At 72.0% G+C, this 24,849-nt stretch carries 18 protein-coding genes and 1 pseudogene; 8 read left to right on the plus strand and 11 right to left on the minus strand.

Annotation, left to right across the window (positions count from 1 at the left end; translation table 11 throughout):
- The first annotated feature begins 169 nt into the window (after positions 1 to 169).
- Positions 170 to 3,625 carry a DNRLRE domain-containing protein gene (locus ACIP4O_RS08380; RefSeq protein ID WP_401572932.1) on the plus strand — a complete coding sequence of 1,152 codons (3,456 nt, stop codon included), beginning with the start codon at positions 170 to 172 and terminating at the stop codon, positions 3,623 to 3,625.
- A gap of 427 nt (positions 3,626 to 4,052) precedes the next feature.
- On the opposite strand, the gene ACIP4O_RS08385 is transcribed toward ACIP4O_RS08380, so the two are convergent.
- Positions 4,053 to 4,445, minus strand: a complete 393-nt coding sequence (locus tag ACIP4O_RS08385) for a winged helix-turn-helix transcriptional regulator (RefSeq protein WP_401572934.1) — start codon at positions 4,443 to 4,445, stop codon at positions 4,053 to 4,055.
- A 2-nt stretch (positions 4,446 to 4,447) separates the two neighbouring features.
- A complete protein-coding gene (locus ACIP4O_RS08390; protein WP_401572936.1) occupies positions 4,448 to 5,014 on the minus strand; it encodes an NADPH-dependent FMN reductase in 567 nt (188 codons plus the stop codon).
- A 350-nt stretch (positions 5,015 to 5,364) separates the two neighbouring features.
- Here ACIP4O_RS08390 and ACIP4O_RS08395 point away from each other — a divergent pair, with 350 nt between their 5' ends.
- Positions 5,365 to 5,925 carry a glycoside hydrolase family 25 protein gene (locus ACIP4O_RS08395; RefSeq protein ID WP_401572938.1) on the plus strand — a complete coding sequence of 187 codons (561 nt, stop codon included), beginning with the start codon at positions 5,365 to 5,367 and terminating at the stop codon, positions 5,923 to 5,925.
- Between the two features lie 201 nt (positions 5,926 to 6,126).
- Here ACIP4O_RS08395 and ACIP4O_RS08400 read toward each other — a convergent pair.
- Positions 6,127 to 6,632, minus strand: a pseudogene (locus ACIP4O_RS08400) (GNAT family N-acetyltransferase).
- 83 nt (positions 6,633 to 6,715) lie between these two features.
- Positions 6,716 to 7,747, minus strand: a complete 1,032-nt coding sequence (locus tag ACIP4O_RS08405; RefSeq protein ID WP_361322191.1) for a rod shape-determining protein — start codon at positions 7,745 to 7,747, stop codon at positions 6,716 to 6,718.
- Between the two features lie 549 nt (positions 7,748 to 8,296).
- On the opposite strand from ACIP4O_RS08405, the gene ACIP4O_RS08410 reads away from it, so the two are divergent.
- Positions 8,297 to 12,061: a S8 family serine peptidase gene (locus ACIP4O_RS08410; RefSeq protein ID WP_401572940.1), complete on the plus strand. Its 3,765-nt coding sequence runs from the start codon at positions 8,297 to 8,299 to the stop codon at positions 12,059 to 12,061.
- Positions 12,062 to 12,450: 389 nt separating this feature from the next.
- Here ACIP4O_RS08410 and ACIP4O_RS08415 read toward each other — a convergent pair whose 3' ends face one another.
- Together ACIP4O_RS08415 and ACIP4O_RS08420 are read right to left on the minus strand one after the other, a co-directional pair.
- Positions 12,451 to 13,059 carry a hypothetical protein gene (locus ACIP4O_RS08415; RefSeq protein WP_401572942.1) on the minus strand — a complete coding sequence of 203 codons (609 nt, stop codon included), beginning with the start codon at positions 13,057 to 13,059 and terminating at the stop codon, positions 12,451 to 12,453.
- Between the two features lie 59 nt (positions 13,060 to 13,118).
- A complete protein-coding gene (locus tag ACIP4O_RS08420) occupies positions 13,119 to 13,598 on the minus strand; it encodes a MarR family winged helix-turn-helix transcriptional regulator (RefSeq protein WP_401572944.1) in 480 nt (159 codons plus the stop codon).
- 112 nt (positions 13,599 to 13,710) lie between these two features.
- Here ACIP4O_RS08420 and ACIP4O_RS08425 point away from each other — a divergent pair, with 112 nt between their 5' ends.
- The 3 genes from ACIP4O_RS08425 to ACIP4O_RS08435 all read left to right on the plus strand — a co-directional run bounded on the left by ACIP4O_RS08425 (position 13,711) and on the right by ACIP4O_RS08435 (position 16,682).
- Entirely contained in the window at positions 13,711 to 14,727 is a 1,017-nt protein-coding gene (locus ACIP4O_RS08425) for an NADP-dependent oxidoreductase (protein WP_401572946.1), read from the plus strand.
- Positions 14,728 to 14,856: 129 nt separating this feature from the next.
- Positions 14,857 to 15,642 carry an EI24 domain-containing protein gene (locus ACIP4O_RS08430; protein WP_401572947.1) on the plus strand — a complete coding sequence of 262 codons (786 nt, stop codon included), beginning with the start codon at positions 14,857 to 14,859 and terminating at the stop codon, positions 15,640 to 15,642.
- Positions 15,643 to 15,797: 155 nt separating this feature from the next.
- The gene (locus ACIP4O_RS08435) at positions 15,798 to 16,682 is read left to right on the plus strand and encodes an aldo/keto reductase (protein ID WP_401572948.1); all 885 of its coding nucleotides are present in this window, start codon (positions 15,798 to 15,800) and stop codon (positions 16,680 to 16,682) included.
- Position 16,683: 1 nt separating this feature from the next.
- Here ACIP4O_RS08435 and ACIP4O_RS08440 read toward each other — a convergent pair whose 3' ends face one another.
- Entirely contained in the window at positions 16,684 to 17,253 is a 570-nt protein-coding gene (locus ACIP4O_RS08440; protein ID WP_361322162.1) for a TetR/AcrR family transcriptional regulator, read from the minus strand.
- Between the two features lie 235 nt (positions 17,254 to 17,488).
- Between ACIP4O_RS08440 and ACIP4O_RS08445 the strand changes: the two genes are divergently transcribed.
- Positions 17,489 to 20,005: a glycoside hydrolase family 3 protein gene (locus ACIP4O_RS08445; RefSeq protein ID WP_401572950.1), complete on the plus strand. Its 2,517-nt coding sequence runs from the start codon at positions 17,489 to 17,491 to the stop codon at positions 20,003 to 20,005.
- A gap of 135 nt (positions 20,006 to 20,140) precedes the next feature.
- Here ACIP4O_RS08445 and ACIP4O_RS08450 read toward each other — a convergent pair whose 3' ends face one another.
- Positions 20,141 to 21,085: an SGNH/GDSL hydrolase family protein gene (locus ACIP4O_RS08450; protein ID WP_401572952.1), complete on the minus strand. Its 945-nt coding sequence runs from the start codon at positions 21,083 to 21,085 to the stop codon at positions 20,141 to 20,143.
- 276 nt (positions 21,086 to 21,361) lie between these two features.
- Here ACIP4O_RS08450 and ACIP4O_RS08455 point away from each other — a divergent pair, with 276 nt between their 5' ends.
- Positions 21,362 to 21,913, plus strand: a complete 552-nt coding sequence (locus ACIP4O_RS08455; RefSeq protein WP_361322153.1) for a DUF3145 domain-containing protein — start codon at positions 21,362 to 21,364, stop codon at positions 21,911 to 21,913.
- 125 nt (positions 21,914 to 22,038) lie between these two features.
- On the opposite strand, the gene fabF is transcribed toward ACIP4O_RS08455, so the two are convergent.
- From fabF to ACIP4O_RS08470, 3 genes are all read right to left on the minus strand, one after another.
- Complete coding sequence (gene fabF, locus ACIP4O_RS08460) at positions 22,039 to 23,304, minus strand: beta-ketoacyl-ACP synthase II (RefSeq protein WP_361322150.1); 1,266 nt, start codon at positions 23,302 to 23,304, stop codon at positions 22,039 to 22,041.
- A 162-nt stretch (positions 23,305 to 23,466) separates the two neighbouring features.
- On the minus strand, positions 23,467 to 23,715 hold the full coding sequence (locus ACIP4O_RS08465) for an acyl carrier protein (protein WP_164284061.1): 249 nt from the start codon (positions 23,713 to 23,715) through the stop codon (positions 23,467 to 23,469).
- Between the two features lie 132 nt (positions 23,716 to 23,847).
- A complete protein-coding gene (locus tag ACIP4O_RS08470; RefSeq protein ID WP_361322147.1) occupies positions 23,848 to 24,849 on the minus strand; it encodes a ketoacyl-ACP synthase III in 1,002 nt (333 codons plus the stop codon).

Here is a 24,849-nt window from a genome sequence, read left to right on the forward strand (position 1 = left end):
TGATCGCGTACTTCATGTGTGGAGATTCCGTGACCTCCGGTAGGGGAGCGGGGCATCATCAGCACGCTGACCGCGCTCTCATCACTGCCCCCAGCATGCGAGGCCGGCGCGTCGCACAGCCACGCCGGGTCGTTGTGACCAGGCCCAAGGGGAGGAACAGGAAGCGTTGTTGTCACAACGACAGAGGCTGCGCAAACGCGGTGCCCTGACAGCAGGTGGGCTCGCCGCCGCGATCCTCGCCTCCGGGCTCACGTACGTCGGCCTGCATGACGCCCCCGCTCAGTCGGCCGCCGCCCCCGCACGCCCCGCGAAGGCCGCGCCCCGCACGGTTGATGCCGCTGTCGCCGCAGCCTCCCGCACCGGGAAGTCCGTCGAGGTGACAGCGCTGCGTACGCCCACCTCCACGACGTGGGCGCGCCCCGATCACCTCATGGAGCGCCACATCACGCCCGTACCGATCAGGGTGTTCAAGGACGGCGAGTGGAGGCCCATCGACGCCACGCTCACGCGTACGAAGAGCGGCTGGGAGACCAAGGCGACCAGCGCCCGCATATGGTTCTCACCCGGCGGGCGCGGCGAGGGCAAGCGGTCGTCCCGGTCGGTGCGCCGCGTGCCCCTGCTCCAGCAGGCGGCAGCGGCTGACGCCGAGCCCCAGACCCCGCTGGCGTCCCTCGATGTCGGCGACCACACGGTGCAGTTGACGTGGCCCGGTGCCGTTCCGACGCCCATCGTGGACGGCTCCCGCATCCTCTACCCCGAAATCCTCCCCGGCGCCGACCTCGTCCTGACCGCGGACGACGGAGGATTCGCGCAGCTCCTGGTCGTCAAGAACCGTACGGCCGCCGCCGACCCGCGCGTGCGCCAGCTCTCGTACGGCCTGACGTCGAGCACCCTCGTCTTCCGCATCGACCCGCTCTCCGACATCGTCTCGGCCGAGGACAAGAACGGCGACGAGGTCGCCTTCTCCCCGTCCCCCGTCATGTGGGACAACGCCGGTATGCCGGCGGTGACCGACGGCCAAGTAGGCGCGAGCGCACAACCCTCCACGGCCGAAAGCCTTCCTCCTGCCTCCTCCGAGACGCCCGAGGAGAGCCCCACTGCCACCGCGGAAGAGGAGGCGGAGGTGGAGACGGACGAGCAGACCGACACGAACCCGGAGGTGCTCCCAAGCTCCAGCGACGAGCCGGCCCCCTCCTTGTCGGAAGCCCCCCTGCCTTCCGTTCCGGCGGAGCCGACCGCTGCCCCGAGCCAGTCCGGCAGCGCGGCCACCCTCGGCCTGCCCTCGCTGGACGGCCCCGGCCCGGACTCTCACGGCTCCCTCGTGGACGCCGACCTGGTGGGGGACCAGTGGCTCATCAAGCCGGACGCGGACTTCCTGGACGCCGACGACACCGTGTACCCGGTCTTCATCGACCCTTCGATCACCAAACAGCTCAAGAGCTGGACGACCGCCTACAGCCGTTTCCCGAAATCCACGTTCTACAACGGCCGCAACTTCAACAAGGGCGGCACTCACGAAGCACGTGTGGGATTCGAGTCCGATACCTGGGGAACGTCCCGCTCCTACTTCAACATGGACTTCGGGTCGGACCTGAAGGGCGTCAAGATGGAGGACGCCACCTTCCGCCTCCTGGAAACGTATTCCTGGTCGTGCAGCGCCCGGTCCATGAGCGTGCACGTCACGGGAAAGATCGGGTCGAAGACCAACTGGTCCAACGCTCCCAAACTCCACGACGGCAACAAAATCACCAGCCGGCCCTTCGCCCACGGGTACAAATCCGGATGCAAGGACGCGTACGAAACCTTCAAGGTGACCAAGCAAGCCCAAGCAGCGGCCGACGACGGAAAAGACATCCTCACCTTCGGGCTTCGCGCCTCGGACGAGAAATCGCAGTACGCGTGGAAGAAGTTCCGCGCCAACGGCAACGACGGCATCCCCACCCTGAAGCTGACCTACAACCGCAAGCCCTCCGCCCCCACCGGCCTGGACCTCAGCCCCGACTCGAAGTGCACCACCACGGAGCCCTACGTCCGCATGGGCGCCGAGGACATCACCTTCACGGCCAGCGCCGCCGACAAGGACGGCAACCTCGACTACCTCGACTTCGACCTCTGGCCCACTGGTAAATGGGACACCACCAAGGACCTCCTGAAGACGACGGGACAGGCCAACCTCTCCGGCTCCTCGGCCAAAGCGACCACCGCGAAATTCCCGACGAGCAGACTCACCAACAACACGCTCTACTCGTGGCGCGTGAAAGCCATTGACGACCGCAAGGCGGCCTCCTCCTACTCCCCGTCGAAGACCCCCTGCCGGTTCATCCTCGACACCGCGGCCCCCAAGGCCCCCGAGGTGACCTCCACCGACTTCCCTGACGCCGACTTGAGCGACAACGGATTCGGCAACGGCAATGAAGACGCGGCCTGGAGCACCAAGAAATTCGGCACCGCCGGCTCCTTCACCTTCCGTGCGCTGAACACCGACGTCGTGAAGTACGAGTACAGCTTCAACGGCGGCAACTACAACTTCTCCCGCACCCGCACCGCCGGAGCCGCGACCTCTGTCAAGCTCACCATCACGGACGCCAAGCCGCCCACCGCCGGCCCGAACGTTCTCTACGTCCGCACCGTCGACGGAGCCGGCAACGTCTCCCAGCCCACGAAGTACTACTTCTACGTCTCACCACGCGACGAAGCCGACGCGCCGGGCGACTTCACCGGTGACAAACTCCCCGACCTCATGACGGTCACAGAGGCGGGCAACCTCGCGCTCTATCCCTCCCAGGGCCAGGCGACCGACGTGACGAAGGGCAGCGGCGACCTCGACTACTCCATGTCCGGCGCCTACCGCGCCAACCCGAGCAAGGACCCCGCGGGCGACGACCTCCCGCCCTACGTCTCCGCCTCCGGCCACTTCAAGGGTGACACCCTGATCACCCACAACGGCGACATCTACGGCGGCGACGGCCTGCAGGACCTCGTGGCCCGTGTCGGCGGGAAACTCTGGGTCTACCCCGGCGACGGATACGGAGCCGTCAACACCGACAAACGGCGCGAGATCCTCCTGCCCTCCAACGCACCCGACCCCGCCAAACTCATGCAGATCATGGCCGCGGGTGACATCACCGGCGACGGCAAAACCGACTTCTTCGCCACGGCCCCAGACGGTCTCTGGGCGTTCACCGGCTACAACGGCGCCGCCATCGCCACCGCCACCCACCTCACCAGCGCGTCCTGGCTCGACCGGGACATCGTCATGGTCCAGGACATCAACCGAGACGGCGCCGCCGACCTGCTCTTCCGCGACGACCGCACGCAGATGCTGCAACTCCGTCTCGGAAAGAAAGCCGCATCCGGCGGCACCGACCTCAACTCACTCGCCGTCGCCGCCAACTCCGTGACGGGCGTGGACGACCCCTACACCGGCAACAACTGGACCCGCGCCAGCATCCCCTTCGTCATCGGCACCCCCGACGCCAACGGCGACGGCATCCCCGACGTCTGGACCGTCCGCAGCGACGGCTCCGTCCGCTTCTACGCCGGAGAGAAAACCGTCCTGCCGGGCGCGGGCTCCACCATGATCACCGCGAACGACGCCTGGAAGAAACGCATCGCGGTCGGCTGAACCACCACCGGTCCGGGCTGAGGGAGCGTCCAATCCCCAGCCCGGACCGCATGGGCACGTCGCGTCTCCGACGAGGCGCTGCCGTTCGTGGCGGGTACGCGTTCAGATGGTGACTCTGCGCGCGGAAAAGGCGACGGCGTTTTCTCTCGCGGGTACGGACGACTTCTCTCGCGGGTACGGACGACTGCGCCTGGGTGCCCACGGTCGAGTCGGCGGAGTGGCTTCGGGTGGATCGGTGAGGCCGCCGGCACAGCCGTCTCCTCACGGCCCCGAGGCACCCGCAGGCTCGCTCGCCATGCGTCCAGCGGCGCGCAGACGGCGGTTCGTAAGAGGCCTCCGAGGTTTCCGGCCGGGGCAGGGGCCCGCCCGCGGCTTGCGCGACCGGTGTGCCGGACGGTCGTCCGCCTGGGCCGGGCTCCTCGTCGGCTCAGTCCTCCGCTGCCGTCCGGCCTGCCGGATCGGGGGCCGTGTCCGTACCCGTACCGGTATCCGCCTCCGGCAGTGGCACCCAGCGGTGGGACCAGGCCACGACCGCGTCCAGGACCGGGGCGAGTTCGCGGCCCTTCGGGGTCAGTTCGTACTCGACCCGTACGGGGGTCTCCGGCAGGACGCGGCGGACGACGAGGTCCTCGGCCTCCAGGGTGCGCAGTCGTTGGGCCAGCATCGTGTCGCTGAGGCCGGGGACGGCCTGCTTGATGAGCGAGTACTGGTGGTGCCCGGTGAACAGCGCGCGCAGGATGGCGCCCGTCCAGCGCGCGCCGATCAGCTCGATCGCGTGGTGGAAACGGGTGCAGACGCGGTGGACCTCGTCGTCGCTCATGCTCAGCTCCGGCGCAGCGGGCGCAGTGCGGCGCTGACCTGCGTCAGCTCGTCGAGCATCGCCTTGGCGCTCGTCTCCATGACGTCGTTCGCCTCGACGCGACCGTCCTTGAGGAACTGCTGCACGAACGGGATCGAGACCGCTTCGAAGACGGGGGTCATCTTGAGCGTCGTCACCACCTGCTTGATCATCTGGGCGGCGCGGGTGCCCGCCGAGACGCCACCGTAGCTGACCAGGCCGACCGGCTTGTAGGCCCACTCCAGGCACAGGTAGTCGATGGCGTTCTTGATCTCGGCGTTGTAGCCGTAGTTGTACTCCGGCATGACGAAGACGAAGGCGTCGGCGCTCTCGACCCGCGCGCTCCAGCGCTTGGTGTGGTCGTGCGTGTACTGGCGCAGGCGGGGGTGGTTCGGCTCGTCCATGAACGGCAGGTCCAGCTCGGCCAGGTCCACGAGGTCCACCTCGTCGAAGCCGCCGTGCTCCCGGGCGACGGCGTCGATCCACTGGCCGACGGGGAGGCCGACGCGGCCGGGGCGGGTGCTGGCGATGACGATGCTGAGCTTCGGCATGAAGGGGACCTTCTGGTACGGGGATCGGTGATCCGGCGGGCGCAAGTTACTCAGTAAAGGAAAGTCGCTCAGTATTCCTTAGTCAATGGGTGGGGGTGTGGCCTTCGTCTCGGGTGCGGGTGCGGGTGCGGGTGTCGGGCGGGCGTACGGGGAGCGGGCGTACGCGGGGCTCGGTCGTAGCGCATCCCGGATCTCGGGCGTACGTGCGAGCGATCGCCCGGATCGCTGAACCCGGGCGGCTGCCCGGAGTGGCCGTCCGGGACCGGGGCAGGCTAAGCAGTCCGGCGGGCGTCTCCGAGGGCCGCCCGCCGGGCCCACCGGAGAGCGGGCCCGCGACAGGGAGAGTACGCATGGCCGTCAAAGGGATCGATGTCAGCAGCCACCAGGAGTCGTTCGACGCGGACGGCATGGCCTTCGTCTTCGTGAAGGCCACCGAGGGGCGCACCTACACCAACTCGCGTCAGCGGGCGCAGGCGAAGCGGGCGAGGGACGCCGGCTGTGTCGTCGGCTTCTACCACTTCCTGTGGCCGGGCAACATCCAGGCGCAGGCCGAGTACTTCGTCGAGCAGTGCGCGAGCGTCCCCTACGACTTGCTCGCCTGCGACTGGGAGTACACGGGCGACGGGACCGCGGCGAGCAACAAGGAGAAGGACCAGTTCCTCAAGGCGGTGCAGAAGCTGCGCGGTTCCAACCACCGCGTGCTGCTCTACTGCAACCGCGACTTCTGGCTCAACAGGGACACGACGTCCTTCGCGGCGGACGGCCTGTGGATCGCCGACTACAACGGCAAACCGGGCGAACCCTCGATCAAGGCGCCGTGGCGCATCCACCAGTACACCTCCGAGCCCATCGACACGAACATCGGCAACTGGGAGGACAGGGCCGCCCTGAAGAAGTGGGCGAAGGACTGAGCCGACGGGCAGGCTGCCAGCCGATCCGCTGATCCCACCGACGCTGAGGCCGGGGCCGGTTGTCGGCGGATCGAGGCTCACGACGGCCCGTACGAACGAAGGACTTCGGACGCGCGGCGGGGAGCGGACGCCGGCGATCCCGCCGCCGCGCCGCCCACTGTTCTTCCGGCCGGGCGGGGCGCGTCCCCGTGCGCCGTTCCCTCAGACGCCGAACGGCGACGCGTAGCGGACCGTTCCCGAGGGGAGCGGGACCGCGGGGTCGAGGCTCAGGGCCATGAGGGACTCGTCGGGGACGTCGATGCTGAGGCGGATGCCGTGCGCCAAGGCGCGCGTGAAGCCGAAGCGGGGGTAGTACGAGGCGTGCCCGAGGACCACGACGTGCTTCTCACCGCGCGCGGCGGCAGCCGCGAGGACGGCCCGGATCGCCGCCGAGCCCGCGCCCTCGCGCTGCCGGTCCGGACGTACGGCGCAGGGCGCGAGGCACAGCGCGGGCGTCTCACCGACGTGGCAGCGGGTCAGCGGCGCGTACCCCACGGGCCAGCCCTCCGCGTCGCGGGCCACGTACGAGAGCCCGTCGATCCACGCGCCGGGATCGGCCCGCAGCGCGTCGACGAGACCGGCCTCCTCGGGAGTGGGGAAGGCGGCGGCGTTCAGCGCGTGCACGCGGCGACGTCGGCGGGGGTCTCGGGACGGGTGGTCCAGATCATTGCGGGCTCTCGGGGCCGGGGGCGGGCGGTCGCGAGCTGTTGTACCGCGCGTACCAGGACCCTGATCAGTGGTTTTCCTGGGCTCAGCGCGCCGCGAGCGGGCTCAGGGTCATCGGGCTCACGTTTCCCTCCAGCATGGCGCCCAGGCCTTGGACCGCGCACATGCCGGGGTTTTCCGCGATGCGGATCGGCATTCCCGTGGCCTCCTTGAGCATGCGGTCGAGGCCGGGCAGGAGGGCGCTGCCGCCGACCGCCGTGAGGCCGCCCTCGGCGAGGTCGGCGACGAGGTCGGGCGGGCAGGAGCGCAGGACGCGGCCGATGCCGTCGAGGATCGTCGTGAACGGGGCGCTGATCGCCTCGCGCAGCGCCGCCGTGTCCACGGTGACCGAGCGGGCCAGGCCCGTGGCCGCGTCCCGGCCGTGGATCTCGGTGGTGCCGGTGCGCGGGTCGGCCGCGTCGATGGCGAGTTGCAGGGGTCGTACCGACTGCGCGGGCAGCAGCAGCTCGTGGCGGTGGCGCAGGTGCGCGACGATCGCGTGGTCGATCGCGTCGCCGCCGACGGGGAGCCGCTGGGCCGTGACGATCGCGCCGAGGGAGAGCACCGCGATCTGCGTCGTCGCGGCGCCGCACGCCATGATCATCGTCGCCTCGGGCCGCTCCACGGGCAGCCCGCAGCCGACCGCCGCCGCGATGAGCGTGTCCACCAGTTCGACGCGGCGGGCGCCGAGCCCGACCAGCGTCTCGACGGTCGCGCGGCGCGCGAGGGGGTCGGACTCGTGCGGGGTGCAGGCGGCGGCGCGCAGCCGCGGCTTGCGGCGCAGCGCCCGGCGCAGCTTGTCGCCGAGCAGGTGCCGCAGCATCCGCTGCGCCATGTCCACATCGACCACCGTGCCGCCCGAGACCGGCCGCACGACGCGGATGTACTCGGGGGTGCGGCCCGTCATCTGCTGGGCGAAGGCGCCGACCGCGATGAGCCCCCCGGTCCGCGTGTTGACGGCCGCGACGCTCGGCTCGTCGACCACGATGCCCTGGCCCTTCACGAACACCCGCGTCCGGGCGGCGCCCAGATCGACGGCGATGTGGCAGCGGCGCAATTGCTCCAGGCTGACGGTCACGGCCTTGCCTCCCGAGGTACGGACCGGAAGGAGCCACCGGTCGGCGCCCCTGCCCACGAGGGTGGTCGCCCCCCGTCCCGGCTGCCCGCCGGACTGCGCCGATCGGGTCGCGGCGGACCGGGTGAAACGCCGGGCGGCGCGCGCCGGACGGGCAGGCCGGTAATGGTCCTGACCGATGACCGGGCCTTACTCGATGGTCCCGGGCCCGCTGTCAAGATCGCCTCGGCCGTACGTGGCGGCCCTGGCCTGATCTTTTCTCCCCCGCCCGGACCCGGCTCCCGCGCCCGCCGGACCGCTCCGGCCCGCACGTACGGGGGAGCGGTGCCGCGCTCCCGCTCGTACGGCCGCACGGCCGCCCCCGCGCCGCCCCACGGTCACCCGCGCACGATATGGCCGAAACCCAAGCGCCGCCGCTGACCTGCCCGTTGGCGGCAATGTGCCATGGCCGCTTTCCGCCAGTGCTCCGCAACTCTTCCGCAACACAGCGCACTTCACACTCTTCGGCAGCGCGTCCCACCCCCTGGCCGCGCTGACGAAGAGAGGGCTTTCATGACCAGATCCGCACCCCTGTGGCGCAGAGCCGGGCTGCTGCCGGCCGGGCTCGCGCTCGCCCTGCTCCCCGGCACCGCGCTCGCCCACGCCACCGGCCCCGCGACGGCGGACACCACCCCTCGGTCCGCCGCCCCCGCCCGTACCGCCGCCCCGACCCGTACCGCCCAGGCCGCCGCGACCGTCAACCTCGTGACCGGCGACCGGGTGACCCTCACCGAGCTCCCCGGCGGCAAGCGGACCGTGACCGTGGACCGTGCCGCGGGCGCGACCGGCGTCGTCCGCACCGAGGAGGCCGGCGGGCACGTCAGGGTCGTCCCCGCCGAGGCGGAGCCGTACCTCGCGCAGGGGACGCTCGACCCCCGGCTCTTCGACGTCACCGAGCTGGTCGCCCAGGGGCTCGCGGGCGAGGGCGGCAAGGCCCCGGCGCCGCTGCCGCTCATCGTGACCGGGACGGCCGCGAAGGCGAAGTCCCGTACCGCGCCGACGCCTTTGGCCGGTACCACCCGCGTCCGCGCGCTGCCGAGCATCGGCGCGACCGCCGTGACGGCGAAGCAGCCCGCCGCCTTCTGGGAGAGCCTCACCAAGAGCGCGAAGAAGACCGGGGCCACGCGCTCCTTCGCGGCGGACAGTGGTGTCGGCAAGGTGTGGCTCGACGCGAAGGTCAAGGCCGACATGGCCGAGTCCAACGAGCAGATAGGCACCCCGCGGGCGTGGGAGGCCGGGCTCACGGGCAAGGGTGTCGAGGTCGCCGTGCTCGACACGGGCATCGACCCCGACCACCCCGACCTCAAGGGCCGCGTCGTCGCCAGCAAGAGCTTCATCGAGGGCCAGGAGGTCGCCGACCGCAACGGCCACGGCACGCACACCGCCTCGACCGTGGGCGGCAGCGGCGCGGCCTCGGACGGCCGGGAGAAGGGCGTAGCCCCGGACGCGGACCTCGCCATCGGCAAGGTCCTCAGCGACGAGGGCGAGGGCAGCGAGTCGCAGATCATCGCGGGGATGGAATGGGCCGCGAAGGACCTCGGCGCCAAGGTCGTCTCCATGAGCCTCGGCTCCAGCGAGCCCAGTGACGGCACCGACCCCATGGCGCAGGCCGTCAACACCCTCACCGAGGAGACCGGCGCGCTCTTCGTCGTCGCGGCGGGCAACTACGGCTCGCCGGGCTCGATCGGCTCGCCGGGTGCCGCCGACGACGCGCTCACCATCGGCGCCGTCGACTCCGCTGACGAGGCCGCGTACTTCACGAGCAAGGGCCCGCGCTACCTCGACAACGCGCTCAAGCCCGATCTCTCCGCGCCGGGCGTCGACATCCTCGCGGCGCGCTCCTCGCTCGTCGCGGGCGAGGGCGCGTACACGACGATGAGCGGTACGTCGATGGCGACGCCGCACGTCGCGGGCGTCGCGGCCCTGCTCGCCCAGGAGCACCCCGACTGGGACGCCGCGCGGCTCAAGAACGCGCTCATGTCCACGTCGAAGACCCTCGACGCCTCCGCGTACGACCTCGGCGCCGGCCGCGTCAGCGTCCCCGACGCGACGACGAGCCCGCTCACCGCGACCGGGAGCGCCGACCTCGGCTTCTACTCCTGGCCGTACGAGGACAACAAGCCGGTCACGAAGACCCTCACGTACACGAACGACTCCGGCAGCCCGCTCACCGTGCGCCTGACCACGAGCGACGTGCCCGAGGGCACCGTCACGCTCGCGGACACCGAGCTGACCGTCCCCGCGCACGGCAGCGCGCACACGACCGTCACGGGTGACGGCACGGGCGCCCCGGTCGGGCAGCTCTCCGGGCAGGTCCTCGCGAAGGACGAAGACGGGAAGCTCCTCGCCCACACCGCCTTCGGCCTCGTCAAGGAGGAGGAGCGCTACACGCTCACGGTCCACGTCAAGGACCGCGACGGCGCCCCGGCCCCCGCGAACCTCGCCCTCCAGACCCTCAGCAAGGGCGCCGACACCCTGCCCGAGACGGTCGGCGAATCCGGCACCGTCAAGCTCCGCCTGAAGCCGGGCAGTTACGCGCTGAGCACCTTCCTCGACGTGCGCGGCTCGCACGGCGCGGACTCGCTCGGCCTCGGCTACCTCACCGCGCCCGAGATCACCCTCGACCGCGACCGCGAGGTCACCCTCGACGGCCGCACCCTGCGGGAGATCGGCACGAAGCTCCCGCGCGCGACGGAGACCCGTCAGCTCATCATGGAGGCGACGCGCTCCGCGAACGGCTCGGCCTACAGCGCGCAGGCGCAGGTCCCGCTCACGTACGACAGCGTCTTCGCCGCGCCCACCACGAAGCCGAAGAGCGGCACCTTCGAGTACCGCACGGTGTGGCGGCTCGGCAAGCCGCTGCTCAGCGGCAAGGCGGGCGGCAAGGCGGTCTCGGAGCTGACCGTCCAGTCCGGGTCCACCGGCCTCGACGGCAAGCTGAGCGCGAAGCTCTTCGACGCGGGCAACGGCGCGGCCGCCGCGTACGAGGGCAAGGAGGTGAAGGGCAGGGCGGTCCTCGTCCACGCGGACAAGACCGTCGCTCCCGCCGATCTCGCGCGGTACGCCGAGGACGCGGGCGCGGCTGCGCTGCTCGTGACCGACGACGCTCCCGGGCGGCTCATGGCCTTCTTCGGCACCGATGCGGGCGCCGACCGCTCCTTCCCGGTCGCCACGGTGAACGCCGCCGACGGCAAGGTGCTCGCCCGGGCGGCGAAGGGCGGCGAGAAGCTGAAGCTGACGGGGACGCCGCAGGCCCCGTACATCTACGACCTCTCGGTCGGCCACCCCGGCGCGATCCCTGACAAGGACCTCACGATCGCCCCGCGGGCCAAGGACCTCGCGACGGTCGACACGACGTACTACGGGGCGAAGGCCCAGACGGGCGGTGAGTTCCGCTACTCGATCGCTGACGCCTTCCCGATCGGCGTGGGCTTCCTGGAGCGGGCCGCCTTCCCCGGCACCCGTACCGACTACGTCTCGACCGCGGACGACCTGCGCTGGCACGAGACCGTGCAGGCCGGGCCGGAACTGAGCCTGGAGGAGCGTGGTGGGCTCGCCGCGTACCCGGCGGGCAGGAGGACGGCGCTCGACTGGTTCAAGCCGGTCCTGCACCCCTACCTGGGCACCGGGCTCGGCTGGGGCCAGACCCGCCGGGGCGACGACCTCGCCTTCAACACGCCGGGCTGGGGCGACTCGGGCCCCGACCACACGGGCTTCGGCGACGTGTGGAACGACGAGTCGCTGACTCAGACCACGCAGGTCCAGGTCGACGGCGAGACCGTCACGAAGGCGACGAGTTCCGGCGCCTACGTCTGGGACGCCGACCCCGCCGAGCACACGTACAAGATCATCACCGACACGGCACTCGACCCGAAGGTGTGGGGCACCGGCGTCAAGGGCCACTCCGCCTGGGAGGTCCGCTCCGCGCGGACGCCGGCGGACGTCGAGACGACGCTGCCGATGATCAACCTGAACTACGACGTCGACACCGCGCTCGACGGCACGGTCCGGGCCGGGAAGCGACTGCCGCTCGCTCTCACGGGCGAGTACGTGGCGGGCGCGAGCGGCACCGGGAAGCTCACGACCGGCGCGCTCTCCGTCTCGTACGACGCCGGGAAGACGTGGCAGCAGGTCGACCTCGCCAAGAAGGGCGACACCTGGAAGGGCGTGGTGAGCGTGCCGCGCGACGCGAAGACCGTCTCGCTGCGGGCCTCGGTCCGCGACGACCAGGGCGGCTCGGCGACGCAGGTCCTCACGGACGCGCTGAACGTGAGGTGAGGCCAGGGGCCGGGGTGCGCGCGCACGACGCGGCGGACACCCCGGCCCGCGCACAACGCGGCGGCGCCGCCTCCCCGTGGGACCGGGGGAGACGGCGCCGCGCTGTGCCGGGTGGCCGACGTCAGACGAGCCAGCCCACGACGTGGACGAGGCCGGCGAGGATGTCGGTGAGGAAGTTCATCGTGTTGCTGCCTTCTCTTTCGGTACTGCCTTGGGACTGTCGGACCCCTGTGGATCAGGGGCCCCTGGGACACGAACTCCCCGGTGCGCAAAGGGACATGTCCGCCGGGGACTTCGGCGCTCGCTCACGGTATGCATCCCGTCGCTCGCGCCCCGTAAGCATCAGCCGAATCGGTAGCCCGAGGCAACCTGAACGGGATTGATCACCTTTACGGGCGAGTGTCCGGCCCGGCGTTCGAATCCATCCGGTCCGGGGTCCGGCGGGTCGCGGTCTGGAGCAGACCCCAGGTGAAATCGACGAGGTACGGGACCGGGCCACCGCTCTCCGGGACCTCGACCAGGAGCCGCGTCCGCGTCGGCGCCGTGCCCTCCAGCGGGCGCGCGGGCGGGAACGCGGCGGCGACCTCGTCCACGGTCGCGGCCCACGGGACGAGGTCGGCGGCGGTGCGCAGTACGGGCGCTGCGTGCCCCGGCGCCCGTACGAGCCACGCGTTCCAGGCCCGCCCGTCCGGCCCGAGCAGCGCCTCGAAGCGCAGCTCGGGCCAGAGCGGGAGCGGCCAGCGCAGCGCCTCGCACTCCAGGTCTCCGAGGCGTACGCGGGTACGGGTCTCCGGCTCCCCGAGCGCCGCGCGGTAGCGGGCCGCCTCGCCCCGCCCGTACCGCCCGTGCGCGCTCGCCTGCCAGCGCCGGTTCGCCTCGCGCATCCGCGCGGCGTCGGCGCCCAGCTCACGGCGGGCGCGCTCGACGAGCGCGGGGTGGAAGTCCTGCATGCGGCGCAGCAGGACGAGGGTGAGATCGAGGGGCGTGAAGGACGGCACGGGGTCTCCGTCGTGGTGAGGGGGCCGGTGCGGGTACTGGTGCGGGTGCGGGTGCGGGTTCAGTCTTCCCGTACGGCTCCGCTTCCGTCCTGCGTCGTTGCCACGTCCTCGCCCAGCATCCGCCGCAGCAGCCCGCGCAGCACGAGCCGCTCCTCCCGGCTCAGGTCCGCGAGCGGCTCGCGGGCGAAGTCGAGCCCGTCGCGCAGGCCGCGCGCGAGGCGCAGGCCCTCGTGGGTCGCCGCCGCGAGCTTGACGCGGCGGTCGTCCGGGTCGGCGCGGCGCTCGACGAGGCCGCGCGTCTCCAGGCGGTCGATGATCCCCGTCACGTTCGAGGGCTCGCACTTCAGCGTCCGCGCGAGACGGCGCATGGGGAGCGGCCCGAGGGACAGGAGACTCAGCACGCGGGCCTGTGCCCCCGTGAGCGCGTGGGCGGACGCGGCCCGCTCGTACTCCTCGTGGTAGCGCCCGACGACCGCGCCGATGAGCTGGACGACCTCCAGCGTGAGGGGGTCGCGCGGGGCGGTGGCGGGGCGTGTCATGCCCTCATCGTAGCGAGGTGCTTGACATGGTGAAATGTTCATGCGCATGTTTGTTTCAGCCAATGAAACAAATCCCCTTCCCAAGGATTCCCGCCCGCAGGAGGCACTCCGCATGACCACCCTTCCCGAGTCCGGCCGCGCCTGGCACCTCGTCCGCCGCCCGCAGGGCTGGCCGGTCCCCGAGGACTTCGCGCTGCGCGAGGCCCCCGTACCGGCTCCCGCCGAGGGCCGGGTGCTCGTGCGCAACCTGTACTTCTCGGTCGACCCGTACATGCGCGGGCGCATGAACGACGTGAAGTCGTACACGCCGCCCTTCGCGCTCGACGAGCCCATGACCGGCGGCGCGATCGGCCAGGTCATCGCCTCGGAGGCGGAGGGCTTCGCCGAGGGCGACCACGTGCTGCACTTCGCGGGCTGGCGCGAGTACGCCTCCGTGCCCGCCCAGCACGCCACGAAGGTCGACCCGGACGCCGCGCCGCTCTCCGCGTACCTCGGTGTGCTCGGCATGACGGGCCTGACGGCCTACGCCGGGCTCCTGCGCGTCGCCGCGTTCAAGGAGGGCGACGCGGTCTTCGTCTCCGGCGCGGCGGGCGCGGTCGGCAGCGAGGCCGGGCAGATCGCGAAGCTCAAGGGCGCCTCGCGCGTCATCGGCTCGGCGGGCTCGGACGAGAAGGTCGCGTGGCTCGTCGACGAGCTCGGCTTCGACGCCGCCTTCAACTACAAGAACGGCCCCGTCGCCGACCAGCTCAAGGAGGCCGCGCCGGAGGGCATCGACGTCTACTTCGACAACGTCGGCGCCGAGCACCTCGAAGCCGCGATCAGCCGCGCCAACGTGCACGCGCGCTTCGCGATCTGCGGCATGATCGCGCAGTACAACGTCACCGAGCCGCCGGCCGCCCCGCGCAACCTCGCGCAGGTCATCGGCAAGCGCATCCGCCTGGAGGGCATGCTCGTCCAGGACCACGCCGACCTCCAGGGCGAGTTCGTCAAGGAGGTCTCCGCCTGGGTCCGCGACGGCAGCCTCAAGTACCGCGAGACCTTCGCCCACGGCATCGACAACGGCGCCGAGGCGTTCCTCGGCCTGCTGCGCGGCGAGAACACCGGGAAGATGATCGTCGACCTGACGTGAGCGGGACCGGGGGCCGGTGCGGCGGGGGCGGGCACCGGTGAGGCCGGGGCGGGCGCGTCAGGTGCCCGCCCCCGCCCACGCCCCGCCTCGCCGGTACCTGACGTGCCCACGCCCGGTAGGGTCCCGCCTATGCGTGAACTCGCCCTCGGATTCCGGTATCTGCTCGAAGGTCAGCGCTGGGTCGGCCGGCACGGCAAGCGGTACGGCGTGGCCCTGCTGCCCGGGCTCATCACGCTCGTCCTGTACGCGGCCGTACTCCTCGCGCTCGCCCTGTGGGGCGGCGACCTCGTCGCCTGGGCCACGCCCTTCGCCGACGACTGGGAATCGCCGTGGCAGGGGCTCTTCCGGGGCGCGCTCACCGTCGTGCTCTTCGTGCTCGTGCTCCTCGGCTGCGTGCTGAGCTTCACCGCCGTCACGCTCGTCATCGGGCAGCCGTTCTACGACGCGCTCTCCGAGGAGGTCGACCGCGAGATCGACGGCTTCCCGACCGAGTCAGGGCTCTCCCTCGGGCGCGAGATCTGGATCTCCGTACGGGACGGCGTCCGCATCCTCGTGCGCGCCGCGATCTGGGGCGTGTGCCTCTTCGCCGCAGGGTTCCTGCCCTTCGTCGGGCAGACGGTCGTGCCCGTGATCGGCTTCTTCGTCACCGGGTTCTTCCTCGCCGAGGAACTCGCCTCGATCGCGCTCGCCCGCCGCCGCGTCGACCTGCGCGAACGGCTCGCGCTGCTCCGTAGCCGCAAGCGTCTGACCTGGGGTTTCGGCGTCCCGCTCGGGCTCGCCTTCCTCGTCCCCGTCGTCGCGGTCTTCCTCATGCCGGGGGCCGTCGCGGGCGCCACGCTGCTCGCCCGGGACCTGCGCGGGGAACCCCTGGAGGCGGCCCCGCGCGAGGAGAGCCCCGCCGTCGAGCCGCACTGACCACAACTCCCCGGAGCGCCGCCGAGTTCCCGCTCCCGCTGTGATCCTTCCCCCGCCGCGCCAACTATCCGGAGGCCCCTCCGGTCGCGCATACTCCATGCTTGCCGCCCGGTACGGAACGCGGGCGGTCGGCACAGCGAAGGGCGGAACCCAGCATGACCACCACCACGGCGGCCGAATCCGGTACGTGGGCACTCGGCGGGGACCTCCCCGTGCACCGCATGGGCTTCGGCGCGATGCGGCTCACCGGCACCGCGCCCTTCCACCAGGGCGTCCCGCGCGACCGTGAGCAGTCGCTCCGCGTCCTGCGCCGCGCCATCGAACTCGGTGTCAACCACATCGACACGGCCGCGTTCTACTTCTCGCAGACCCGCTCCGCGAACGAGCTGATCAACTCGGCTCTCTCGCCGTACGCCGACGACCTCGTCATCGCGACGAAGATCGGCCCGGTCCGGGACGTGCGCGGCGAGTTCGTGGAGCCCGCGCGCCCCGACGAGCTGCGCGGCCACGTCGAGGAGAACCTGCGCCAGCTCGGCCGGGACCACATGGACCTCGTCTACCTGCGCCTCATGGGCCAGGACTCGCTCGCCGAGCACTTCGGCGCGCTCGCGGAGCTGCGCGAGGCCGGGCTCGTCCGGCACCTCGGCATCTCCAACGTCCGGCCCGCTCACCTCAAGGAGGCGCTGGAGATCGCCCCGGTGGCGGCCGTGCAGAACCCGTACGGGATCGACCGGCGCGAGGACGAGACGCTCACGCTCTGCGGCGAGCGCGGGATCGCCTTCGTGCCCTTCTTCTCGGGCGCCAAGCCGGGCCGCGAGGCCCAGGGCGGCGGCGAGGAGCACGCGGCGGTGCTCGACGTGGCACGGGCGCACGGGGTCTCGGCGGCCCAGGTGCGGCACGCGTGGGTGCTCGGGCGCGGGGAGCACGTGCTCGCCATCGCGGGGACCGGGAGCGTGGACCACCTGGAGGACAACGTGGCGGCCGGGGCGGTGCGGCTGACCGAGGACGAGGTGCGCGCGCTGGACGCGCTGGGCGACTGACTCAGGCGCGCGGCTGTTCCACCCCTTCCAGCAGGTGCAGGAAGTCGCGGAACGCCGCGCTCATGTCGACGGCCTCCGGGTCCAGGAGCCACTGGTACTGGAGGCCGTCCATGACCGCGACCATCAGCCTCCCGGCCTGCTCCGGGGTCAGGCCGCTCGGCAGCCGCTCGCCGTAGGCGGTGCGCAGGACCGAGGCCATGTTGCCCCGTACCACCACGTACCGGCGCGTGAAGAAGTCCCGCGCCGGGTGCGCCTCCGTCACGCTCTCGCCGAGCAGCGCGCTGAAGGTCTGCACGACGCCGGGCCGCATCGCGTTGTAGTCCACGAGCGAGGAGAGCAGGTCCAGGCGCCAGGAGTCGCCCGGGATCGCGTCCCACTGGTCCCGCTCGGCGAGCAGCGCCACGAGCAGCGCCTCCTTCGTCGGGAAGTAGTGCAGCAGCCCCTGCTGCGTCAGCCCCACGCGCTCGGCGACCGCGCCGAGCGTCGCCCCCCGGTAGCCGCGCTCCGCGATCACCTCCAGCGTCGCCCGCAGGATCTCCGCGCGCCGTTCCTCGCCCTTGGCCCTGACCATCCGCCGTGCACCCCTCTCGCCCGCCGTGCCTCTCCGCCCGGCCCGGGAAACCCGTCGAGCCGGTGACCGGCCCCGGAACCCCCGCTCCAGCAGGACCGTACGGCATCGCTATGTCACGTAAAAATAACGTCCCCTACCGGACTACAGGTCGACGGGTGCAAGATGAGGGCGCGCTCCCACCCACGCGGGGGCGCGGCCCCGCAGCCGGCAGACAGCGACCACGAGGAGTACGGCCGTGACAGGTGCGTCCACCCCACCCGAGCCCCAGGTCACCCCTGAACAGCAAGCCGCCCACGAGGCCGCGGTCGAGACCGCCCTCGCCCGGCTCGACCTCGACACCAAGACCCGGCTGCTCGCCGGGCAGGACTTCTGGTCGCTGCCCGCGATCCCGGAGATCGGCCTCGACTCGCTCGTCGTCTCGGACGGCCCCATCGGCGTACGCGGCGTGCGCTCCACGAGCGAGGACCCCTCGCTCGCCCTGCCGTCCCCGACCGCGCTCGGCGCCACCTGGTCGCCCGAGATCGCCGTCCGCGCCGGTCAGGTGCTCGCGCAGGAGGCCCGCCGCAAGGGCGTCCACGTCCTGCTCGCGCCCACCGTCAACCTGCACCGCTCCCCGCTCGGCGGGCGCCACTTCGAGGCGTACAGCGAGGACCCGTACCTCACCGGGGCCATCGGCACCGGCTACGTGCGCGGCGTCCAGTCCGGCGGCGTCGGCACGACGACGAAGCACTTCGTCGGCAACGACGCGGAGACCGACCGCTTCACCGTCGACAACCGCATCGCCCCGCGCCCGCTGCGCGAGCTCTACCTCGCCCCCTTCGAGGCGATCGTCGCGAACGCCCACCCCTGGGGCATCATGACCGCGTACAACACGGTCAACGGCACGACGATGACCGCGCACCACCACCTCGTCAACGAGGTCCTGCGCGGCGAGTGGGACTTCGACGGCGTCAACGTCTCCGACTGGACCGCCGCGCGCGACACCGTCGCCGACGCCAACGGCGGACTCGACCTCGCGATGCCCGGCCCGAAGACCGTCTACGGCGAGAACCTCGCCGCCGCCGTGCGCGCCGGGGACGTCGAGGAGAGCGTCGTCGACGCCGCCGTACGCCGCGTCCTGCTGCTCGCCGCGCGGACGGGAGCGCTCAAGACCACCGAGCCCGTCGTCCCGGCCGCCGCGCTCCCCGCCGCGATCGACGGCGAGGCCTTCGCCCGCGAACTCGCGACCCGCTCCTTCGTCCTCGTCCGCAACGACGTACGCGACGACGCCCCCGCCCTCCCGCTCGCCCCCGGCACCCGCGTCGCCCTCAGCGGCGCCGCGGCCCGCGAGGCCCGCATCCTCGGCGGCGGCTCCGCGACGGTCTTCCCCGCGCACGTCGTCTCGCCGCTCGACGGGCTGCGCGCCGCGCTCCCCGAGGGCACCCTCTCGTACGAGGTCGGGGCCGACCCGAACAACGAGCTCGACGTCGCGGGCCAGGGCTTCGCGCTGCGCGCCGTGTGCCGCGACGAGGCGGGCGAGGTCCTCGCCGACGTCCCGCTCGCGGGCGGCCACATCCAGTGGATGGGCAGCGACCTGCCCGAGGGCGTCACCTACGACACCCTGCACTCCATCGAGGTCACCGGTACCTTCACGCCGCGCGAGAGCGGCGAGCACGTCTTCGGCACGCGCGGCATCGGCGGCTTCAAGGTCGCCGTCGCCGGTCGCGCACTCTTCGAGGGCTCCGTCGAGATGGGCGCCGCCACCGACCCCTTCGAGGCGTTCTTCGGCCAGCCCACCGAGCGCGGGCGCCTCGAACTCGCCGCCGGGGAGCCCGTCGAGCTGAGCGTCTTCCACACCGTCGCCAAGCCCGAGGGCCTCCCCATCCAGGCCGTCGGCTTCACCGTCCTGCACCAGAACCCCGTGCACGACCCCGACGAGCTGATCGCCCGCGCCGCCGAGGCCGCGCGCGGGGCCGACACCGCCGTCGTGGTCGTCGCGACGACCGAGCGCGTCGAGTCCGAGGGCTTCGACCGCGCCGACCTCAAGCTGCCGGGCCGTCAGGACGACCTCGTCCGCGCGGTCGCGGCCGCCAACCCCCGCACCGTCGTCGTCGTCAACGCGGGCTCGCCCGTCGAGATGCCGTGGCGCGACGAGGTCGCCGCCGTGCTCCTGAGCTGGTTCCCCGGGCAGGAGGGCGGCGCCGCGCTCGCCGACGTCCTCACCGGCGCCGCCGAGCCCGGTGGGCGCCTGCCCACCACCTGGCCGACCGTCCTCGAAGACGCCCCCGTCGTCAACACGACCCCGACGGACGGGAAACTGGAGTACACCGAGGGCGTCCTCATCGGCTACCGCGCCTGGGAGCAGGCGGGCCGCACCCCCGCGTACCCCTTCGGGCACGGCCTCGGCTACACCGACTGGACGTACGAGTCCGTCACCGTCGAGCCCGCCGCCGAGGACGGACTCACCGTCACCGTGCGCGTCCGCAACAGCGGCAGTCGTACGGGCCGCGAGACCGTGCAGGTCTACCTCGCTCCCGCCGAGCCCGGCACGAGCCCCGAGACCGGGCGACCCGCGCGCTGGCTCGCGGGCTTCGCGCAGGTCGAGGCGGCCCCCGGCGAGAGCGCCGAGGCGGTCGTACGGGTCGCGCGCCGCGCCTTCGAGATCTGGGACGAGGCGCAGGGCGCGTGGCGCCTCGTGGCGGGGGACTACGGCGTCGAGGCCGGACGCAGCGTGCGGGACCTGCGGGTCGCGGCGGCCGTACGGAAGGGCTGACGCCCGGGCCGCCCATCGACTGGCCGCCCCCAGGAGCGCCTGACCGCTGCTGGGGGCGGCCCCCTTTTTTCGCGCTTCGCGGCGCGGTGTCCTCAATCGCCGGACGGGCTGGATTTTCGCGGAGCCGCGTGGCGGCTACCGTTTCGCCGTGATCCGTTCGTAGGCGATGCGCGCCAGCGTCGCCTGGCCCTCGCGGCTCGGGTGGAACCAGTCCCAGCGGCTCAGCTCGCTCGCCGTGAAACGCGTCGCGTTCGCCGCGCCGCCGTCGTCCCGGCACAGCTTGTCCTTCGCGCAGATCTCCTGGACGGTGCTGTTGTACTCGGCGACCCGCTGCTCGACCTTGTCCCTGCGCTCGGTCGCCGCCCGGTCCAGCGCGTCCGGGTCCTTCAGCATCGACGGGCAGATGCCGAGCTTCCACACCTCCTTGCCGAGGTCGCTCGTGCGCCCCAGCTCCCACAGCCGCTTGAGGTCCGGGATGCTGGAGAAGTACACCCGCGCCCCCGGCGCCCGCTCGTGCAGCGTGTCGAGCGCCTTCTCGACGTCCGCGCGGTACTCGTCCACGGGGGTCATCGCGTCCACGTCGGAGCGGCACGCGTCGTTCGCCCCGATGAGGACCGTGACCAGACCGGGATCGTGTTCCGCCGCGGCCTTCATCTGCTCGGGCAGGGCCTCGGCCCGCGCCCCCGACTTCGCGAGGTTCCACGCGTGGCCCTCGACGTTCTTCCCGCCGAGCAGCCGCCGCGCCAGCGAGTCCACGTCCTTCTCACCGCCTGTCGACCACGACACCGCCGGGCAGTCGGCGAGCACGGAGCAGGCGTCGAAACCGCGCGTGATCGAGTCGCCCACCGCCGCCACCGACGAGGGGCTGCGGTCCCAGCCCGTCGCCGCCCGCGTGCTCGCCACCTCGCCGGGCGGTCCGGGCCGCCCCGAGGAGCCCGAGCAGGCGGGCAGCAGGGCGAGCAGGGCGGCCGCGCCGGCGCCCGCGAGGACACGGCCCGCGCGCCGACGGCTACGGGGGAGCGCCCGGCCCGCCGGGCGGCGCGCGCGCAGGACTCGTGCCGCAGTGACCACCTTCCGCATACGCGGGCTCCTTCCTTCGGCACACCGGACCCGGGGGCGTGCGCCCCGGCGCCTCGCGGGGCGCCCTGGCGGGTGAAAGCCGGGTGCTCGTAGCGCTGAGGTCGACGGTACGTCACACCGCGGGCGTTCCCGCAGGGTAGTTTTGCCCGAGGCGGCGCATGTCACGCCCCGGCGGGTTCCGGCGGGGCCGGCACGGCGACCGCCCCGGCCCGGTGACGGCCCGCTGTTCCCGGTCGGCTACATTGCATCACGTCACTTCTGTCCCATTTGGGAAGAATGCTCGGCACGGGCGCGAGGGGTCCTGCACCTCGTCCCCCACAGGAGGTACCGGTGACGACGACACGTGGAGTCCTGTACGTGCACTCCGCACCGCGCGCGCTGTGCCCGCACGTCGAATGGGCCGTGGCGAACGTGCTCGGGGTGCGGGTCAGTCTGGACTGGATCAGACAGCCCGCCGCGCCCGGCACCTGGCGCGCCGAGTTCTCCTGGCAGGCCGAGACCGGCACCGCCTCCAAACTCGCCTCCGCGCTGCGGGGCTGGCAGCTCCTGCGCTTCGAGGTGACGTCCGAGCCCACGCCGGGTGTCGAGGGCGAGCGGTACAGCGCGACGCCCGAACTGGGGATCTTCCACGCGGTCACCGGCGTGCACGGGGACATCCTCATCCCGGAGGACCGGCTGCGGGCCGCCGTCGCGCGGGCGGGGGCGGGCGAGAGCGTGCTCGCGGACGAGGTCCACAAGCTGCTCGGGAAGCCTTGGGACGATGAGCTGGAGCCGTTCCGCTACGCGGGGGAGGGGGCGCCGGTGCGGTGGCTGCACCAGGTGGTGTGAGCCCGGGCCGGGGGCTTTGTGGGGCTCCGCCCCACGCCCCGCTCCTCAAACGCCGGAGGGGCTGAAAAAACAGAACGTGTGGCGGGCCGCCACCCAAAGGTGCCGGCCCGCCACACGCTTCACACTCAGACGCTGCGGAACGCCAGGACCACGTTGTGGCCGCCGAAGCCGAAGGAGTCGTTGAGGGCCACGATGGGGCCCTCGGCCGGGAGCTCGCGGGGCTCGTCGCGGATGATGTCCGCGCCGACCTCCGGGTCCAGTTCGGTGACGTTGATCGTCGGCGGGGCGGTCCGGTTCTTCACCGCGAGGATCGTCGCGACGGACTCGATGCCGCCCGCGCCCCCGAGGAGGTGGCCGGTCATCGACTTGGTCGAGGAGATCGCGACGTGGTCCAGCTCGGGGCCGAACACCTTCGAGAGGGCCTTGATCTCGCCGACGTCGCCCAGCGGCGTCGAGGTCGCGTGCGCGTTGGCGTACACGATCTCGGCGGGGTCGAGGCCCGTCGAGGCGAGCAGGTTCTCCAGGGCGCGGGCGATACCCTCGCCGGAAGGCTCGGGGGCCGTGATGTGGTGGCTGTCGGCCGAGATGCCCTGGCCCAGCGCCTCGGCGTAGACCGTGGCACCGCGCTTCGCGGCGTGCTCGGCGGACTCCAGGACCACGACACCGGCACCCTCGCCGAGCACGAAGCCGTCACGGGCCGTGTCGAAGGGGCGCGAGGCGCCCTCGGGGTCCTCGTTGTTCTTGGACATCGCCATCATGTTGGCGAAGGCGGCGATGGGCAGCGGGTGGATCGCCGCCTCCGTGCCGCCCGCGACGACGACGTCGGCGCGGCCCGTACGGATCATCTCGATCCCGTAGCCGATCGCCTCGGCGCCCGAGGCGCAGGCCGAGACGGGGGTGTGGACCCCGGCGCGGGCGTTGATGGCGAGACCCACGTTGGCGGCGGGCCCGTTGGGCATGAGCATCGGCACGGTGTGCGGGGAGACGCGGCGTACGCCCTTCTCCTTCAGCACGTCGTACTGGTCCAGAAGGGTCGTCACGCCGCCGATGCCGGAGGCGATCACGGCGCCGAGGCGGTCGGGGTCGACGGAGGCGTCCTCACCGGCCTTGGCGGTGAAACCGGCGTCCTTCCACGCCTCGTCGGCCGCGATCAGCGCGAACTGGGCCGAGCGGTCCAGTTTCCGCGCCTGCGGGCGGGGCAGGATCTCGCCGGGCTCGACGAGGATGCGGGCGGCGATCTTGACCGGCAGCTGCTCGGCCCACTCCTCGGTGAGGGCGCGGACGCCGGAGCGGCCGGCGAGCAGGCCGTCCCAGGTCGACTTCGCGTCGCCACCCAGCGGTGTGGTTGCGCCGATACCGGTGACGACCACGGTGCGATTGGTCGGGCTCACAGGAATTCCTTCTCCACGGATACGAGGGATTGCGGCGCCACCGCCGGGCGGCGGCAGTCACACAGGGCGGGCCACCGCGCCACGAGGGTGCGTGACGCGGTGTCCCGGGCGCCGAGCGACCGGCCCCGGCCCGTGCCGGAAGGCACGGACCGGAGCACAGGATCAGCTCTGGTGCTTGAGGATGTAATCGGCGGCGTCGCCGACGGTCTTGAGGTTCTTGACGTCGTCGTCGGGGATCTTGACGTCGAAGCGCTCCTCGGCGGCGACGACGACCTCGACCATGGACAGCGAGTCGACGTCCAGGTCATCGGTGAAGGACTTGTCCAGCTGGACGTCCTCCTCCGGGATGCCGGCGATCTCGTTCACGATCTCGGCGAGACCCTTGACGATCTCTTCCTGAGTGGCGGCCATGTCGGCGCTCCATTCGTTGAGGGGAATTGTTACGGGGATTCCAGCGGTGGCGCCCCTCCGGCCGGCCCGTGTCGCGCTCCGTCGCCCTGGTTGAGCAGCGGGAACACGCGCGGACGCGGCCGGATGGTGCGCCTAGGGGAGGGTAACGACCGTCGCGGCGAACACGAGACCCGCCCCGAAGCCGATGAGAAGCGCGGTGTCGCCGCTCTTCGCCTGGCCGGTCGCCAGCATCCGCTCCATGGCGAGCGGAATGGAGGCGGCCGAGGTGTTGCCGGTGGTCGCGACATCGCGTGCGACCTGGACGTGCTCCGGCAGCTTCAGGGTCTTCACCATCGAGTCGATGATCCGCATATTTGCCTGGTGCGGGATGAAGACGTCCAGGTCCTCCGGGGTGATCCCGGCGGCGTCCAGCGCCTGCTGGGCGACCTTCGCCATCTCGAAGACGGCCCAGCGGAAGACCGCCTGACCCTCCTGGGTGATGGCCGGGAACCGCGCGACCTCGCCGGAGCGGTAGTCCGTCCACGGCACGGTCTGCTTGATGACCTCGGCCTTGTCGCCCTCGGAGCCCCAGACGGTCGGGCCTATCGCGACCTCCTGCGAGGGCCCGACGACGACCGCACCCGCACCGTCCCCGAAGAGGAAGGCCGTCGCGCGGTCCTCCAGGTCGGTGAGGTCCGAGAGCCGCTCCACGCCGAGGACGAGCACGTACTCGGCGCTGCCCTCGACGACCATGCCCTTGGCCAGCGTGAGCCCGTAGCCGAAGCCGGCGCAGCCCGCCGAGATGTCGAAGGCGGCGGGCTTGCCGCAGCCGAGCTTGTCGGCGATCTCCGTGGCGACGGCCGGGGTCTGCTTGAAGTGCGAGACGGTCGAGACGACCACCGCGCCGATCTGCTCGGGCGCGATACCGGCGTCGGCGAGCGCCTTGCCGCCCGCCTCCACCGACATCGCGGTCACCGTCTCCTCGGGGCCCGCCCAGTGCCGGCTCTCGATGCCCGAGCGCGAACGAATCCACTCGTCCGAGGAGTCGATCGTCTCCAGGATGACGTCATTGGGGACGACGCGGTCGGGCCGGTAGCCGCCGACGCCCAGGATGCGCGCGTACGGGGCACCCTTGGCGGGCTTTATCTTCGACAT

Origin of the sequence: Streptomyces sp. NPDC088923 (assembly GCF_044749745.1) — a bacterium.
Lineage (GTDB): Bacteria > Actinomycetota > Actinomycetes > Streptomycetales > Streptomycetaceae > Streptomyces.

Coding starts and splice junctions, on each gene's coding strand:
- ACIP4O_RS08435 (WP_401572948.1), top strand. CDS start 15,798: ATGACCACCACCACGGCGGCCGAATCCGGTACGTGGGCACTCGGCGGG.
- ACIP4O_RS08385 (WP_401572934.1), bottom strand. CDS start 4,445: ATGAGCGACGACGAGGTCCACCGCGTCTGCACCCGTTTCCACCACGCG.
- ACIP4O_RS08430 (WP_401572947.1), top strand. CDS start 14,857: ATGCGTGAACTCGCCCTCGGATTCCGGTATCTGCTCGAAGGTCAGCGC.
- ACIP4O_RS08465 (WP_164284061.1), bottom strand. CDS start 23,715: ATGGCCGCCACTCAGGAAGAGATCGTCAAGGGTCTCGCCGAGATCGTG.
- ACIP4O_RS08470 (WP_361322147.1), bottom strand. CDS start 24,849: ATGTCGAAGATAAAGCCCGCCAAGGGTGCCCCGTACGCGCGCATCCTG.
- ACIP4O_RS08410 (WP_401572940.1), top strand. CDS start 8,297: ATGACCAGATCCGCACCCCTGTGGCGCAGAGCCGGGCTGCTGCCGGCC.
- ACIP4O_RS08450 (WP_401572952.1), bottom strand. CDS start 21,085: ATGCGGAAGGTGGTCACTGCGGCACGAGTCCTGCGCGCGCGCCGCCCG.
- ACIP4O_RS08420 (WP_401572944.1), bottom strand. CDS start 13,598: ATGACACGCCCCGCCACCGCCCCGCGCGACCCCCTCACGCTGGAGGTC.
- ACIP4O_RS08455 (WP_361322153.1), top strand. CDS start 21,362: ATGCTCGGCACGGGCGCGAGGGGTCCTGCACCTCGTCCCCCACAGGAG.
- ACIP4O_RS08390 (WP_401572936.1), bottom strand. CDS start 5,014: ATGCCGAAGCTCAGCATCGTCATCGCCAGCACCCGCCCCGGCCGCGTC.
- ACIP4O_RS08425 (WP_401572946.1), top strand. CDS start 13,711: ATGACCACCCTTCCCGAGTCCGGCCGCGCCTGGCACCTCGTCCGCCGC.
- ACIP4O_RS08395 (WP_401572938.1), top strand. CDS start 5,365: ATGGCCGTCAAAGGGATCGATGTCAGCAGCCACCAGGAGTCGTTCGAC.
- ACIP4O_RS08440 (WP_361322162.1), bottom strand. CDS start 17,253: ATGGTCAGGGCCAAGGGCGAGGAACGGCGCGCGGAGATCCTGCGGGCG.